Below are 16697 nucleotides of genomic sequence, written 5' to 3'. Positions count from 1 at the left end.
CCTACATTAAATTTATAAGCTTCGCCTGTGCCGTCAATTCTGCCCTGAAATCAGGATGCGCAATCGATATCATTTCTTTTGCTCGTTGTTTAGCGGATTTTCCACGCAGCTGCGCAACACCAAATTCTGTCACGACAAAGTTAATGTCGTTTTTCCCAGTCGTGACATGCGTACCAGCACTCAAGGTCGGCACGATACGGGTGATGGCATTTTCTTTCGCAGTGGAAGGTAAAACGATGAACGCCTTACCCTCTTTAGAACGGTTTGCTGCGCGGACAAAATCGACCTGACCGCCTGTGCCAGAGTAAGGAATATGTGCCAGACTTTCTGAGCCACACTGACCCAACAAATCGATCTGCAAGGTCGCATTAATGGCGACCAATTTGTCATTCTTGGCAGCCAGATACGGATCATTGGTAAAGTCAACCGGATGCATTTCCATCATGGGATTTCGATGCAGAAACTGATATAGCTTGTTAGATCCCAAGGCAAAGGTTGCTACCATTTTTCCGGGTAGATAATTCTTCTTGCGATTCGTAACGGCACCACTTTCAACTAAAGTCAAAATACCATCGCCGATCATTTCTGTATGAATACCAAGGTCATGCTTACTAGTCAGCTGCATGACCACCGCATCAGGAATGCCGCCATAACCAATTTGTAATGTTGAACCATCATCGATCATGTCAGCGACATATTTACCGATTGCTTCTTGTACAGGACCGATTTTTGGCAGACCCACTTCTGTCACTGCGTCAGCACTTTCCGTGATGGCACTGACCTGAGAAACATGAACGCGGCAATTGCCATGCGCATACGGAACGTTCGGATTCACTTCGAGCACCACTGCGCGCGCTTTAGCGATTGCCGCCATCGTGTAATCGGTCGCCAGACTTAAGGAGAAATAGCCATCTTCATCCATTGGTGATGCAATAGAAAATACCACGTCAGAACGGATATACCCACGTTCAATCAACATCGGCATTTCTGAGAAATAGCTTGGAATAAAATCGATGGTACCAGCCTGACCTCCGGCGCGTGAAGCGGCACCAAAAAAGAAGGCGACATGGCGTACATGTTCGGTCGTCGTCGGATCAAAATAGCCGTATTTTTTTACCGCCAGAATTTGTGCGACTGTAATGTTATGAAACCGGCGTCGGTGTTCAGATAAGGCGGTCAATAAAGCAGGAGGTTCGCCAACACCGGTAGGAACGATGATAGTGTCACCGTTTTTTAGAACTGCCAGTGCATCTTCTGAAGAACACAATTTTTGCTGATATAAATCCTGAAATAACATGTCTAACCACGCTTTCTTATTTATGTAGAATCCAGCAAAGCCACACACTGCAAACCGTGTTGCGATCGACATGAATTCTTTTATGTAATGAGTCTCCGGCTGCTACAGGTGAAGTTTATATTTTGCACATAATTCAATTACCACGACCACAAAAATTACGCATTGAACGCTGAATAAACGACAGCAAGGGCAATCCTACTGGTATTGCGAGCCTTACATGGTACCTGTAGACTTAGCTCTTCATCATTATCCTCAGACCTTACATGAAGATGACATTGCAGCCTGCACGCGACATTGATTTTGAACAAATTTCGGATTGGATCAAGGATCAACAAGCCTGTACGCGCTGGTCTGGTCTTAAGGAGTGCTTTCCATTCGTCAATAAAGATTTGCCTAGCCTGTTACAGAAACCAGGCGCGGTCAGCCTGGTGCTGAGCAACGAACAGGATAAACCACTTGGATTTGCGCAATATTGGCTCAGAGACGAACAACGTACCCATCTGGGGCGCATCATCGTCAATCCAGATCAGCGTGGTCTGGGGATAGGGAAAATTTTGTGCGAACAACTGATCACCGCTGCAAGCGAAGCGACCGGAACACCTATCATCAGCCTGCGGGTATATCGGGATAACCATACCGCTTATCAGCTTTATCAGCAACTAGGGTTTGAAGCGCGTGAAGATGATTCCAGCCCAGAGGTGCTGGCAATGGAAAAGCGGCTTGGGGTTTGAGTGGCTCGGGAAGTTTGTGCAGGGTGGATGCAACCCGCCAACAATAATGTATTCGGCTATTTCAGCGCGAGTTGCACCCGCCCTGTGAAATTTTGTCGGTGCAAATAAAGCGAGAAGGAAACTAATGAATCACTTTTCAAAAAATGATGCGATAAAAAAATGGGCGGATGAGGTATTCCTGCGCACAGTCATCGCACTTTCCGAAAGGGAGCTCACTGCGCCGCGCAGCATTATCTTTGGCAATCTTATTCTCACACTGCATCATTCATCTTTAATTGATTATGTATGGCAATCGCATTTACTGAGCAAGCCGCATGGGCTTACTACAAGAAATCCAGAAACCCATCCAACAATGGCTGAGCTTTACAACGAACAGCAACACATTGATCAATTGTATGTAACTTATACCGATGCACTGACTGACAAGCGACTGGGCGAGATACTTGAATTTGAATTTATCGGCGGCGGTAAAGGAGCGATGGCACGATCGGATATTTTGCTGCATGTCATCAATCATACGACCTACCACCGATGCCATGCAGCAGATATTCTGTACAACATCAAGGTATTTCCACCAACAACCGACTACCCGGTTTTTCTCAGAGAAATGCAGAAGATGACATAGAGATGGACGAGACGGGTATTGGTCTTGCTTAAGATAAAATGGATAATTGATGGCGCGAGTTGCACCAGCGCTAAGGAGTAGTTTCCGCGGCTAAGCGGGCACTGCGTTTATTGGCTCCAGTCACTAGTCATTTACCATCTAAGTTATTCAATGAAAAATTCTAAAAATCAGGTTTGAAAATCGGGTAGCGATCATAACCTTGATAGAACTCTTCAGCCTGCGCATATGCTTTGAATGGGGCGCCTGTACCGTAAGGATCCTTGTACTTCTTTAGCACTTTTAACCATTCTCCATTTAACTTCATTTTCTGCAATTCAGCATCCAAACTCTTGACGAGTCCTTTCTGCATCCAGGGTGACTTTCTTGAAACTTGAAACACCATTTGGAATCTCGTCTCCGGCGTCTCCAGCGCTATCTCTTCAATCACATCTGTCATATGCAGTTTATTCAAAAACCAATTCATCGAGGTTGACGAATTGATCGTTAAGCTGCCTTGCCCCATTCCCATCAAACGCACGATATCTTGCATCTTTGCTGCTTTGTGTACCTTGAACCCGTCTGATTCCTTTAAATGCGCTTCCGTCCATCCATTACCAAAAAAATCCAATATAGGATAGGGTTTAAGATCATCAAGGGTAGTAAAGTTTTTAGCTTTTTTAACTAACTCAGAATCATCTTTCCTGACAAAGACGTTCCAGTAGTTCGGCGTCGTCATTTCTTTCCCAAACACCGCGTAATCAAACCGGTTTTTTGTCGGAGTGGTCATCATCAGGTCGGCCGTACCTTCTTTAATCATCCACTGCGCCCTGGCCCATGGCAAAAACAAAAACTTCGCTTTAATGCCCAACTTGGCTAACACATATTCCGCAATTTCAGGTTGCTCACCCATTGCCTTACCGCCCTCTTCCCAGCAAAGCGGTTCAAGGCCTTCGGCAAATACAACTGTGAGCGGTCGCTGTTCTGCAGCGACCACTGGGTTACCGAATACGAGTCCCGCAATGAACAGCAAAGATTGGAGAAGAATTCCCCTCAATGTTTTTTTCAGAGAACTCGCTGAACCATTCAACGTGTATTCCAAGGCTCTTTCGGATATACGAACGTTGTCCATGTTCTTTCACTATTGATTAGATGTGATTGCAATATATAAATTATTTTTCGCAACAATTTGGAAGAAAGGCGAGTGGGAGATGCTATTTGCATGGGCCAAAACATCTTAATCATGATCGGCTTGATCATTACCGCATTAATTTTTATTAACGCTTGTTTAGAGTATATGTAGAGATACCCAGTTATTCAAGATGGGTATTTGTTTTGTCGATGCCCTGATTGGAGCATGTTAACAGAAGGTTAATCCAAAATGACCTGTAACCAGATTGCGTGTTGTGCCATTTCTAAGCATTCCACAAAAACCACGTCCGTCCAGCTCTATGCGGTACATTACAGCAGGCTTATACAAATCTCGGCATAATGGGGGGCTTGTTTGTTCAACCACTTACTCCATTGAGGCCACCATGATAGAAGTCCATCACCTGAAAGAATCCCGCTCCCGTCGTATTACCTGGATGCTGGAAGAGTTAGCCTTAGACTACACCGTCATCAGCTATGACCGCGACGCGACAACCCGTCTGGCACCACCAGAACTGAAAGCGATTCATCCTTTGGGTAAAGCACCGGTAATTAAAGATAAGGATCTGGTCCTGATTGAATCAGGTGCAATTCTGGAATATCTGGTGGCTGAATATGGCAACGGGCAATTTGTGCCAGCACGTGGCACCGCTGATTATTATCGCTATCTGCAATTCATGCACTATGCCGAAGGCTCTGCCATGTTACCTTTATTGTTGAAGCTGTATGTGGGTCGACTGGGTGACGCAGGCGCGCCATTGCATCCACGCATTCATAGCGAGATCGCAAATCATTTGGGGTATTTGAATACAGAGTTAGAAGGTCGCGATTATTTCGTCGGCACTGAATTGACTGCCGCCGACGTGCAATTGTCGTTTGTGGCGCAAGTTGGCGTGCGCAATGCAGGGCGCCATGCCTTCCCTAATCTGACGCGTTTTGTAGAGATGGTCGAGGCGCGCCCAGCTTACCAACGCGCAGTACAAAAATATAGCGAGTAATCTCTCAGAAGATTAACTCGCTATATTTGAAAATATAACGTCAGACTAGCTTTAATGTGATGACGATGACTGGCGGCGGTAAGCACACCACGCCAGCATCCCCCACGCCACCAAAAATGCGACACCACCTATTGGTGTGATCGCACCCAGCCACAAAATACCGCTCAGTGCCAGCGCATAAAGACTGCCGCTAAAAACAATAATCCCTACTAGCATCGTTACCGCAGCACGGCCTAATAATGTCGCATCGGTCCACTGCGACATCAATATTCCCATACCAAACAAACCCAGCGCATGCACCATCTGGTAATGCACTGCGGTCTGCCATATCGCCAGCATATCTATACTCAGGATAGCTTTAAGTCCATGCGCGCCAAAGGCGCCGGCACCCACTGCAATCAGCATGTTTAGAGCGGCAAGGACGATGCAAGTGGATTGCTTCATGCGCTCACAGTTTCTGGATTAGATTCCGACTCTGCCTCTTTCGCTGGCCCATTCGTAATCAATTTGCGCATAAACGGAATCAACACAAATAACACGACTCCCACCGCAACACTACCCCAACCCAAGATTCCAAAGACGTGGCTATAAGTAGGGTTGGTTGTGAGGGCTGTACCATCTGCTGCTTCTGGCACCATGCCTGAGAAATAGCTGGACAAAATAGACGCGATACCGGTTGCCAGCATCCAGGTACCCATCATTACTCCTTGGTATTTGGCTGGTGCGAGTCGACCTATCATCGCGTAGCCGACTGGAGAAATCAGCAACTCACCAATACTCTGGAAAATATAGCTGATGAAAATCCATTTAAATGCCACCATACCGCTTGCCGGTGCCAAAAAGATACCCAATGGCAGAACCAAAAAACCCAGACCTATCAATAACAGCGCCGTAGCAAACTGGATAGACACATCAATATTCCAGCCTTTTTCCCGTAAGCCTTTAAACCACAATGCCATCAAAGGGCCTCCAAACACAATCACAAAGGTATTGATGTTTTGTATCCATTGCGGTGCGATTTCTACCCCCATTACGATACGATCAACATTGCTGACGGTGAACAGCTGCAAACCGGTTGGTGCCATTTGGTACAGTGTCCAAAACACTAATGAGCCCAAAGTGAACACCAAATAAGCTGACATATTGCGACGTTCACGCACGTCTTTATGAACAACAGTCAGGTAGACCAACACTGCAGCAACCAGGCCGCCGATAGCCAGAATAATCTGCGCCGTCGATTCTGCCTGATGCAGCATATAAAACACAACCGGAACCAGACCAACCAACACAGCTAAACCAACTGCCATTTTTTTCTTAAATTCGGATGGTGTCGACACGGACAATGTTGTATTGCGGTCTTTTAACGTCTTCCAGTTAAATGCGGCCAATACAATTGACATGAAGTTGCCGATGGTCGCAAAGATAAACAGGCTGGAATAATCTTCTTGTAACTGGTAATAACCGGCGGCGCTGAATCCAATAAAAAAGCCGAGATTCATGCCAGCGTAATTCCACAAGAATGCAGCTTCACGGCGATTATCTTCCGGTGCAAATCGTTGCGTCAGCATCATGTTGATGCAGGTCACGTTCAAACCACTACCGGTCAAAAATAAAGCCAGCCCCCAGTACATTTGCATGACGGTACCACCTGAAATGCAGGCACATCCAAGCACTTGCAAAATCATCCCGCCGACAAACAGATTGCGGTTACTGATAAACCGCCCACCCAGATAGCCGCCAAATAAATGCAAACCATAATTGAAGGCACCAAACACGCCCATGATGGCGGTCGCCTCTTTAACGCTGAAGTTGAGTTTTTTGGTCGCGTATAAGACCAAAGTCGAATACAAAATCGCAAAACCTAAAGTCGCAAAAATTTGGATAAAAAATAAGGCAGCGGAGCCTTCCGGCACGCTTGATAATTTTTGTTTAATAATGGACAAAATTGACTCCTGTTTGTGTGGCGAGCATTGTAAAACAGAGCCTGCTTAAGGATGTGGTATTTGTATAGTGCGGTGCGGGATCTCGAATAAGATTCAAACAAATCAGAAATTACCGAACAAAAACCATAATTTCTATAAAAAAACCTATTTTTTAAATGTCTATTTTTCGATCTCTATTTGCTCCTTTCGTTTCTAAATAAAGAGAATGGAAGTGAAATGAGGGGAAATGAGGCATCAACTAAGTTGTAACAAGTATCAGCAAAAATGCAAAATATGTAATTTCGTTTGATTTCGCTTTGTCTCAACAACACAATACAACTCACTGTAATCCATAAAGTCACACACGTGTGTCGCGACGATGAACGATGTCTGCTCACTGGCATTTACGCTCCTAACAGCAGTAAGCCTGTTCAAATAGCATTCATCGTGACGCACCTTGTTTGATAAAGACAGTGAAATAGGAAGTTTTCCATTCTACAAACTGGGCTTGCCTTAACCCCCGATTGTTTTTTATTCATTAGTAAAAAGAAGGAGGGAATATGAATGAAGTCTTCGAGCTTGTGGCGGTTGAAAAACTGATGCCTCATGAAAGAATCAACAATGATGCTGCCGACGAATTACATCAAAAGCTTATACGTGAAAATACCTGGACAGATCCCATCATCGTGAATCCAGGTGCCTGCGACGGACTTGAACGGGCGTTCGCAACCTACCTGCTGGAAAACCATTTAAATCAGAAAACTGAAAAGGATAAACAATGACATTCCCAATCAGACACCTGTCAAAGCAGCTCTTATTAAGGCGTCCAGAGGTGAACGATGCGAGTGCGCTATTTCGTATATTTGGTGATCCTGCTACCAACAAATTCAATCCGGCAGGTCCTCTTGCCGACGAGGCCGCTGCCAGGCAGCTACTCGATAACCTGTTATCTCATTGGGAAAGTTATGGGTTAGGCCCATGGACAGTGTCGCTAAAGTCGAAGGTCGATGAGATCATTGGGTTCGGAGGTTTATCTTATAAACAATATGGCAATATTGAACGGCTAAATTTAGGATTTCGTTTTGCACCATCTTCATGGGGTAATGGCTTCGCCAGCGAACTTACGCAAGCAGCATTAACTTTTGCATTCATGCAGAAGCAGGTTCCAGCAGTATTCGGCTTGACCCGACCACAAAATTTGCCGTCACGGTCAATTTTGGAAAAAAATGGCATGAAAAAATGTGGAACTTTGAACGACGTACCGGGTGAACCAGAAAGCGTTATTTATGTGATCTCCAGGCAAACATGGGAGGAAAAAAATCTTTGTGTTAACTGAAATATTAATCAAAACATGCTTCTACTTTTCCCACCTTCTGTCGTATCGAGAAAAAGCGAGAGACACAGGATATTGACGCCTACTATCAAAAAAAATGACCAGACGAAGCTGGTCATTTTTTATTAGTTGACGACCTGATTACGCCACTTTTTGTGGTGCCTTTGCAGTATTAAATTCCGCAATCAAATTCGCTTCCTTGGTTTTGGCTGCCGCCAGATGACGCTCTTTGACGTGACCGTAACCACGGATATCTTCTGGAATACTTGCTACTGCCACCGCTTTTGCCAAATTATCTGCATTCAACATCGGCAGCAATTTACTGATGGTTTGTTTGTATTCGACTGGCAATGCGCGTTCCATACGGCGTTCTTCGGTGTAGCCAAAGATATCCAACGCACCGCCACGCAACGACTTCATGCTGGCAAGTAAGCCAAATGCCTTCATCATCCATGGGCCAAATTGCTGCTTGACCAGATGACCTTGTGCATCACGTTTGGCAAACAATGGCGGTGCCAGATGGAAGTTGATTTCGTAATCGCCTTCGAACATATCGGCGATTTTTTTCTGGAACTTGCCATCGGTGTACAAACGAGCGACTTCGTATTCGTCTTTGTACGCCATCAGTTTGAACAGATATTTCGCAACTGCTTCTGTTAAACGCAAAGGCTTGCCATCAGCCACTTTCGTTTCTGCCGCCTTCACCTGTGCGACAAAGTCAGCGTATTGCTGTGCATACGACACGTTTTGATAATCCGTCAGGAAAGCGATACGTTTGTTGATCGTATCTTCCAGACTTGGCGCACGTTTCAACTCTACTACTTGCGCTGGCGTCACCAGACGTTTTACAGCGGCCAGATCATGGGCTGCCAGACGACCCCAGTTGAATGCTTGTTTGTTGAAATCAATCGATACAGCATTGAGTTCAATAGCACGCATCAATGCCACGCCTTCGAGTGGCACCCAGCCTTTTTGCCATGCATAACCGAGAATGAACATATTGGTTGCAATATTGTCACCCATCAGCGCCGTTGCGATCGATGCTGCGTCGATCATATCGACACGGCCTTCGCCGCAGGCTTTTACAATATCTTGTTCTGCGGCTTCTCCAGGGAATTGCCAGTTCGGGTTTTTAATAAACGTCGAAGTTGGCGTGCCATTAGCGTTGATTGCTGCAAACGTGCGGCCTTCACCCATGCGTGACAGAGCATCTTTACCCGCAGTCACGATCAAATCGCAACCGATGACCAGATCAGCCATACCGGTACCAACTCGCGTTGACTGGATGTCTTCTGCCTTGTCTGCCAGACGCACGTGTGACATCACCGCGCCACCTTTTTGTGCCAGACCTGTCATATCCAAAACGGAACACGCTTTACCTTGCAAATGCGCCGCCATCGCCATGATCTGACCGATAGTAATGACACCTGTACCACCCACACCTGTGACCAACACACCAAATGGTACTTCGGTTTTTGGCAATGTTGGATACGGCAAGGTATTCACATCTAGAGCGTTACCTGCTTCGATTTTAGTCTTCGCTGGCTTCTTCAGCTTGCCGCCTTCCACCGTCACAAAACTCGGGCAGAAACCGGTCACGCAAGAGAAATCCTTGTTGCATGACGATTGATTGATCTGACGCTTACGACCGAATTCGGTTTCCAAGGGTTCAACAGACAAGCAGTTGGATTGCACGGAACAATCGCCGCAACCTTCACACACCGCTTCATTGATCACAGCGCGTTTGGCTGGGTCAGGGAAAGCTGGCTTACCGTTTTTGTCGAATTTTTTCCGGCGGCGGCGTTTTTCTGAGGCGCAGGTTTGATCGTAAATCATTGCCGACACGCCTTTGCATTCACGCAATTCGCGTTGTACGGCATCGAGCTCGGAACGATGGCGCACAGTCACACCAGCAGCCCATGGATAACCGGCTGGATATTTTTCTGGCTCGTCAGTGACGACGATAATCGGATTGACGCCCTCAGCAGCGATCTGGCGAGAAATCATACCAGGATCTAAGGGGCCGTCGAATTCCTGACCACCAGTCATCGCGACGGCATCGTTAAACAAAATTTTGTAAGTGATATTCACGTCACCGGAAACCGCAGCGCGGATCGCCAGCAATCCAGAGTGGTAATAGGTACCGTCACCGAGATTACAGAAGACGTGTTTTTCATTGGTGAATGAAGCAGCGCCAACCCAGGTCACACCCTCGCCACCCATATGGGTAAAGGTCGATGTTTCGCGGTCCATCCAGGTCACCATGTAGTGGCAACCGATACCAGCTAAGGCACGGCTGCCTTCTGGTACTTTGGTGGACGTATTGTGCGGGCAACCGGAACAGAAATGCGGGACGCGGTCTTTGTTGGCATCTGGCTTGCCAACGCTGTTGAGCATTTGTTCTTTGGCTTCCAGATAAGCGACACGTTCTTTGACGCGTTGTTCTACCGGATGTCCGGCGAAGTAGCGGGTAATACGTGAAGCGATCGCACGGGCAATTTGTGCCGGGCTTAATTCGTACGTCGCTGGCAACAACCATTCGCCATGACCTGAACCATGGACATTACTCCATTCGCCGGAATCATCGAACTTACCAACGACGCGGGGACGGACTTTGTCTTCCCAGTTGTACAGTTCTTCTTTGAGTGCGTATTCGAGAATTTGACGTTTTTCTTCGACCACCAGAATTTCTTCCAGACCAGTCGCAAATTCGCGCACACCTTCAGATTCTAATGGCCAGGTCATACCGATCTTATACAGACGGATGCCGATGTCTTTGGCAACTTGTTCGTCAATACCCAAGTCGGCCAATGCCTGACGGGTATCGAGGTAGGATTTACCCGCAGTGATAATACCGATCTTGGCGCTTGGGCTATCCCAGATAATCTGGTTTAGCTTGTTGGCACGCGCATAGGCTAAAGCGGCGTACCATTTGTAGTTGTTCATGCGCGTTTCTTGCGCGAGTACCGGGTCGGGTGTGCGAATATTCACACCATCGGCAGGCAATACAAATTCGGTTGGGATCACAGGCTTGACGCGATCCGGATCAATATCGACCACCGCACCAGATTCGACGATGTCAGTGACGCATTTCATTGACACCCATAAGCCAGTGTAGCGGGACAAGGCGATGCCGTGTAAGCCGTAGTCCAGATACTCTTGCACTGTGGATGGATACAAGACCGGAATGCCGCAGGCTTTCAGAATATGCTCACTCTGATGTGCCGCCGTGGAAGACTTAGCCGCATGATCGTCACCCGCAACCACCAGTACGCCACCGTGTTTAGAGGTACCCGCCAGATTCGCATGTTTGAACACGTCACCGCAACGATCAACACCCGGGCCTTTGCCGTACCACATCGCAAATACGCCGTCGTATTTTGCACCCGGGAACATATTAACCTGTTGCGTACCCCAGACAGAGGTCGCGGCCAGATCCTCGTTCACACCGGGATGAAATTTCACGTGGTATTTGGATAAATGCTTTTTTGCTTTACCAGCGGTCAGATCGACGTTACCGAGCGGTGATCCGCGATAGCCGCTGATGTAGCCAGCAGTATTGAGGCCAGCTTTTTCATCGGCCTGACGTTGCAACATCATCAGGCGAATTAAAGCCTGTGTGCCAGTCATAAAAGCGCGTCCGCGCTCCAATGTGTATTTGTCGTCCAGGCCAATAGAGGTGTCGATCAGCGCCTGCTGCTCGGGCTTGAGGGGTGCGTTCATGGGGTCTCCGTGCTTTTATATTTTCATGCTGCGATGGTTGTTCACAACAAAACAGAATCACCTTGTGGGTGCATCATATACTTTAAATTGTGGGCGCACATTAACATGCTGTATTGTCCGTCCCAATGGACAGTGAACCACAAAAACACCAGTACAGTATGACTGACACTTTATGAAAGTGTACTGGTCATCATGTCTGTTTTTGGACGATATTGCATATAAATGAAGCAATAAATGTTTTTTTAAAAAGATATTTTGCAATTTATAAATTGATGTAACATAACTGTCATGCAGCAATCAATCCAGATTGGGAAACGTCATGCCGCCGTTTTTTCGCTCTATTCAAAGTGCAATCAGTCATCTCTTGGGTACCTTCACGTTACGGACTAAGTTGCTTGCTGTATTTGCGATGATGCTCATCCCGATTTTCTGTGCGAGCATCTTTGTGTTGCAAAGAGTTAACACTGATTTTGAAACTGCCACATCTGAACTACGTGGGCTTACATTTACCGAGCGCCAAATTGATCTGATGGTTCAGATCCAAAAACATCGTGGTCTGGTTAATTTGAAGTTGGCCGGTGAAAATGTTGATCCTGCGTTGGAAAAGATACGCACACTGATCAAAGCCGAAAGTGATCAAGTCAGCCTGGATATAAAGACAGAACCGCACTGGCAACTTTCATCTGATTGGCAGCCAATATACGACGAACTCCAACACCTCGCTGCCGGGCAAATAGCTACCAACAGTGCTGACAATATGCTTCAGCACACGACCCTGATCAAACGCTTACAACAACTCATATCACTCACGGCAGAACAAAGTGGTTTATTACGTGACCCAGCAGCCAATTCGTATTTTTTAGTGGATGCTTCGATTCAAAAGCTCCCAGTCTGGATTGAGCAAATTGCGCAATTGCGCGGTGTAAGTGCTGGGTATATCAAATCAAAGAATATGCCTCCCGATGGTAAAGCTCGTGTAGCGGCACGCATAGACACCTTGCTCATGGCACAGGAAGCCATGGACAATCTGCGTGGATCTTTGCAAAGATCCGGTGAAGCTTTTCCGAAAGAACAGGCAGTTGCAATTCAAGCTAGTCAGGACTTGATAGCAAGCGCCAGAAAAAACCTCCTGGGAGAGGAGATCATAGGTGATGCCAATATCTTCTTTGAACAGGGAACAGCAACGATTAATAAGGCCTTACAACTACAGGAAGGCCTAAGCACGCGCTTGCACACGCTGTTGAGCCAACGTGAAGGCAGACTTGGATTCATCAAACATCTGATGTTTACATTGATTGCAGTGTTTGGGTTGTTGATCATTTGTTTATTTTCGGTGTTTTATACTAACTTACTCAATGCTGTCGCCGCTCTGGGCGAGTCTGCGAAGGCCGTATCTGCCGGTGATCTGACCAGACAAATCCATCTGGCTGGTAAAGATGAACTTGCCCTAACTGGCAAGCTACTGGAAGAAATGAATCTGAATTTATCTTCACTGGTCGCCAACGTGCGCAGTAATGCCCATATGGTTTCCCAAGTCGGGCAAGGCTTAGCGCACAATATCAGCGACCTTTCCGCGCGCACCGAACAACAAGCATCCAGCCTTGAGCAAACGTCGGCGAGTGTGGAAGATCTCGCTGATACCGTCAAAAACAATGCCGACAGCGCGGCACAGGTCGACCGCATGGCCTCCAATGTCAGCCTCATTGCTGAATCTGGTGGCGAGACCATGCAACAGGCGGTCAAGTCAATGCAACAGATACAGACTAGTGCGCTAAAAGTACAAGACATTATCAGCATCATTGACGGTATCGCGTTTCAGACTAACATTTTGGCGCTCAACGCGGCAGTAGAAGCAGCCCGAGCAGGTGAACAAGGACGCGGCTTTGCTGTTGTAGCGTCCGAAGTACGCAATCTGGCGCAGCGCAGCGCATCGTCGGCCAAGGAAATTCGCTTGCTCATTGACGAATCAGTGCATCAGGTTAAAACTGGCGTTCAGCAAATCAATGACGTCAACCAGACACTCACCGATATCGTCAAAGGCATACGCGATTTGGCGGGTAGCATTAATGAAATATCGATGGCTTCTGTTGAACAAAGCAATGGCCTGAGTCAAATTTCTGAAGCCTTGAAAAATCTCGACGAGATCACCCAAAGCAATGGTCAAATGGCTGATCATGCCAAGCATGTTGCCATCAATCTGGAAGAACGTGCAAATCTGCTGAGTAACGCAGTCGCTGCGTTTAAGCTACGTCAGGGAACCGCAGATGAAGCATTTGCCTTGGTGCAAAAGGCTGTTGCTTTGTATCAACAGGTAGGTCAGCGAGCACTCGCCGCTATTACGACCAACGCGCAGCATCTGTATGCTGACAAAGATATGTACGTGTTTGCTTTTAATCGTGAGGGTCAGTATATGGCTTTTGGCGGCAACGCCGAAAAGCTCAAAGTCAATTTATTCAATCTACCTGGCTTAGACGGTCGTCAATTAGTCCAGGATGCCTTCGCCTTACCTGCTGAAGGAGGCTGGGTGGACTATTCAATCACCAACCCGGTTTCCCAAAAAGTGGAACACAAAACCTCGTATATTGAAGCGGTTGCTGAGAATCTTGTCATCGGTTGCGGCATCTACAAAAGCTAAGCACAAAGCACACCCAAAAAAGAAAAAGGCTACCAGTAAGTGGCAGCCTTTTTTTCATTCGTCAACTATATTGGCTGACGTTTAGAATGCGTAAGTAACACCAACGCTGTAGTTTTTAGTGTCGCTAGCTGGTTTTTGGAATTCCAGACGTGCGCCAACGTTTGCTGTGAATTGGTATTGAACGCCAACGCCATACAATGCGCCAGATTCATTTGCTGAGATATTGTATCCAGCAACAGAAGTACTTACTTTATTGTTGTTATAGCCCAAACGACCAAACACTTGGAATTCCTTAGAAACAGGAATGATACCCAAAGCAGAGATAGAAGCCTGTGTTACGTCAGCCGAAACAGGGCCTACGTTTACTTTAAACAGGTGACGGTAGCCAACTTCAGCTGCGAAGTTTTGATTGAATTTGTAACCAGCAAATGCACCGTAGCTAGTTTTGTCGCCGGACAAACTATCGATCGTTGTGGAACCAACATCAGCACCAACGTAGAAAGGTGTTGCTGTTTGTGCTTGAGCGGAGATAGACAGAGCGGCGATAGCAACTGCAATGCTTAATTTTTTCAACATCATAGACCTTGTAATTATCAATTAATTAACATAAAAAATTCGAGGTCGAATAGTACAATCTAAACTAGGGCTTTATCAAACATTTTTTAACAATTTTGTTGTTTTACAACAAATGACAAACCTGGAAAAGGCCAGTACAAACGCCCTCAGACGAATTCCCTCAGTGGCTTTCGTCTGGCGACGTATCCCGCGATATAATGTCAATATGAAACTCAAATTCACCAAAATGCACGGCGCAGGTAACGACTTTGTCGTGATCGACGCCATTAATCAGGATATCCAGTTCACCCCGGAACAATGGAAGCAGATTGCTGACCGCCGCTTCGGTATTGGTGCGGATCAAATTCTGGTGGTCGAGCGTCCACAACAGCCGGACGTCGATTTCCGTTACCGCATATTTAATGCCGATGGTGGCGAAGTTGAGCAATGTGGTAATGGCTCACGCGCGTTTGTCCGTTTTGTGATTGAAAAAAAGTTGACGGACAAGCGCAACATTCGCGTCGAAACCATGAGCGGCATCATAGAACCACGCATGGAAGCGGATGGTAGCATCACGGTCGATATGGGTGCGCCGATATTGGAACCGATCAAAGTTCCGTTTGATGCAACCGGGCTCCATGGGGTAGCGCTAGCAGACGATATCTTGTGGCCGATAGAAATCAACGCAAAATCCTGTTTGTTTTCGGTGGTGTCTATGGGCAATCCTCACGCGGTGCAAGTGGTTGAGCACCTCGACAGCTATCCAGTCGCTAATGAAGGGCCAGAAATTGAACACCATGTTCGCTTCCCACGTCGCGTCAATGCTGGCTTTATGCAAATCAATGACCGTCAGCATATTTCCTTGCGCGTATTCGAACGTGGCGCGGGCGAAACACTGGCTTGCGGCACTGGTGCCTGTGCGGCCGTGGTGGCGGGCATACGTCGTGGCTTGCTCGATAGCCCGGTTCGTGTAACTATGCACGGCGGTGAATTGTTAATTGCATGGCAAGGTGCAGGAAAACCTGTCATGCTAAGTGGGCCGGCCGTCACGGTCTTCGAAGGCGAAATTAATCTCTGATCAAAGTAATGAATTCAACTGACATCGCAACGTATCTGATCCAGCATCCGCATTTTTTTGAAGAACATGCAGAATTGCTGAGCTCTATTAAACTCACCAGCCCGGTCATGGGTCGCGCTATTTCGCTGCAAGAACGGCAAATGGAAGTGGTACGCGAAAAATACCGTGCATTAGAATTAAAACTCGCCGATTTGATGCGTCATGCTGACGAGAATCTCGACATTACCAAAAAATTTCAGGTGTGGACGCGCACCCTCCTGCTGGCACGCAATGATGTTGATTTGCCTTTCATTTTGACACAAGGTCTGCAGGACATTTTTGCTTTACCACACGCTACGCTGCGCTTGTGGGGCGTAGCGCCTGAATTTACCCATACCTGGTTTTCCGAACCTGCCAGCGAAGATTCCATGCTGTTTGCCAAAGGTTTAAAAACCCCTTTCTGCGGCGCTAATCAGGATTTTGAAGCAGCCAGCTGGATCGATGCCAGCGAACCAGTGCGGTCTTTGGCCATGTTGCCTTTACGTTTATCCGCAACGTCGCCAACCTTTGGCTTATTGGTATTAGGCTCACCTGATCCGACACGTTATACCAAAGATATGGGTACTGATTTCCTGATCAAAATTGCGGATACTACCAGTGCCGCATTAGCTTGCCTGATCGATCAATAAACGCAAC

General features: G+C 46.9%; 14 protein-coding genes. 8 read left to right on the top strand and 6 right to left on the bottom strand.

Going from position 1 to position 16697, the window contains the following annotated elements; translation table 11 throughout:
* Position 1: 1 nt before the first annotated feature.
* Entirely contained in the window at positions 2-1297 is a 1296-nt protein-coding gene (locus H8K32_RS11995; protein WP_186912832.1) for an acetyl-CoA hydrolase/transferase family protein, read from the bottom strand.
* A gap of 263 nt (positions 1298-1560) precedes the next feature.
* Here H8K32_RS11995 and H8K32_RS11990 point away from each other — a divergent pair, with 263 nt between their 5' ends.
* Positions 1561-2028: a GNAT family N-acetyltransferase gene (locus H8K32_RS11990; RefSeq protein ID WP_186912772.1), complete on the top strand. Its 468-nt coding sequence runs from the start codon at positions 1561-1563 to the stop codon at positions 2026-2028.
* Positions 2029-2152: 124 nt separating this feature from the next.
* Entirely contained in the window at positions 2153-2653 is a 501-nt protein-coding gene (locus H8K32_RS11985) for a DinB family protein (protein WP_186912771.1), read from the top strand.
* Between the two features lie 160 nt (positions 2654-2813).
* On the opposite strand, the gene H8K32_RS11980 is transcribed toward H8K32_RS11985, so the two are convergent.
* Complete coding sequence (locus H8K32_RS11980) at positions 2814-3761, bottom strand: substrate-binding periplasmic protein (protein ID WP_186912770.1); 948 nt, start codon at positions 3759-3761, stop codon at positions 2814-2816.
* 403 nt (positions 3762-4164) lie between these two features.
* Here H8K32_RS11980 and H8K32_RS11975 point away from each other — a divergent pair, with 403 nt between their 5' ends.
* Positions 4165-4776 carry a glutathione S-transferase family protein gene (locus H8K32_RS11975; RefSeq protein WP_186912769.1) on the top strand — a complete coding sequence of 204 codons (612 nt, stop codon included), beginning with the start codon at positions 4165-4167 and terminating at the stop codon, positions 4774-4776.
* Positions 4777-4827: 51 nt separating this feature from the next.
* Here the strand turns inward: H8K32_RS11975 and H8K32_RS11970 are convergent, their stop codons facing one another.
* Together H8K32_RS11970 and H8K32_RS11965 are read right to left on the bottom strand one after the other, a co-directional pair.
* The gene (locus H8K32_RS11970) at positions 4828-5220 is read right to left on the bottom strand and encodes a DUF423 domain-containing protein (RefSeq protein WP_186912768.1); all 393 of its coding nucleotides are present in this window, start codon (positions 5218-5220) and stop codon (positions 4828-4830) included.
* Positions 5217-6719, bottom strand: a complete 1503-nt coding sequence (locus H8K32_RS11965; RefSeq protein ID WP_186912767.1) for a peptide MFS transporter — start codon at positions 6717-6719, stop codon at positions 5217-5219. Before H8K32_RS11965 ends, H8K32_RS11970 begins: the two co-directional genes overlap by 4 nt.
* A gap of 539 nt (positions 6720-7258) precedes the next feature.
* On the opposite strand from H8K32_RS11965, the gene H8K32_RS11960 reads away from it, so the two are divergent.
* Both H8K32_RS11960 and H8K32_RS11955 read left to right on the top strand, forming a co-directional pair.
* Positions 7259-7480, top strand: coding sequence for a ParB N-terminal domain-containing protein (locus H8K32_RS11960; RefSeq protein WP_186912766.1), 222 nt, complete (start codon positions 7259-7261; stop codon positions 7478-7480).
* Complete coding sequence (locus H8K32_RS11955; protein ID WP_186912765.1) at positions 7477-8034, top strand: GNAT family N-acetyltransferase; 558 nt, start codon at positions 7477-7479, stop codon at positions 8032-8034. Before H8K32_RS11960 ends, H8K32_RS11955 begins: the two co-directional genes overlap by 4 nt.
* Before the next feature lie 138 nt (positions 8035-8172).
* Here the strand turns inward: H8K32_RS11955 and H8K32_RS11950 are convergent, their stop codons facing one another.
* Positions 8173-11754 carry an indolepyruvate ferredoxin oxidoreductase family protein gene (locus tag H8K32_RS11950; protein ID WP_186912764.1) on the bottom strand — a complete coding sequence of 1194 codons (3582 nt, stop codon included), beginning with the start codon at positions 11752-11754 and terminating at the stop codon, positions 8173-8175.
* A gap of 319 nt (positions 11755-12073) precedes the next feature.
* Here H8K32_RS11950 and H8K32_RS11945 point away from each other — a divergent pair, with 319 nt between their 5' ends.
* The gene (locus H8K32_RS11945) at positions 12074-14389 is read left to right on the top strand and encodes a methyl-accepting chemotaxis protein (protein ID WP_186912763.1); all 2316 of its coding nucleotides are present in this window, start codon (positions 12074-12076) and stop codon (positions 14387-14389) included.
* Between the two features lie 81 nt (positions 14390-14470).
* Here H8K32_RS11945 and H8K32_RS11940 read toward each other — a convergent pair whose 3' ends face one another.
* Positions 14471-14968: an outer membrane beta-barrel protein gene (locus tag H8K32_RS11940; protein ID WP_222613094.1), complete on the bottom strand. Its 498-nt coding sequence runs from the start codon at positions 14966-14968 to the stop codon at positions 14471-14473.
* A 202-nt stretch (positions 14969-15170) separates the two neighbouring features.
* Here H8K32_RS11940 and dapF point away from each other — a divergent pair, with 202 nt between their 5' ends.
* Together dapF and H8K32_RS11930 are read left to right on the top strand one after the other, a co-directional pair.
* The gene (dapF, locus tag H8K32_RS11935) at positions 15171-16022 is read left to right on the top strand and encodes a diaminopimelate epimerase (protein WP_186912761.1); all 852 of its coding nucleotides are present in this window, start codon (positions 15171-15173) and stop codon (positions 16020-16022) included.
* A gap of 8 nt (positions 16023-16030) precedes the next feature.
* A complete protein-coding gene (locus tag H8K32_RS11930; protein ID WP_390312249.1) occupies positions 16031-16690 on the top strand; it encodes a DUF484 family protein in 660 nt (219 codons plus the stop codon).
* Positions 16691-16697: the final 7 nt, after the last annotated feature.

This window comes from Cognatundibacterium jejuense (genome assembly GCF_014284255.1).
Lineage (GTDB): Bacteria > Pseudomonadota > Gammaproteobacteria > Burkholderiales > Burkholderiaceae_D > Undibacterium > Undibacterium jejuense.
Note: the sequence above shows the minus strand (reverse complement) of the source record. Positions and strands in the feature narration are given on the sequence as shown.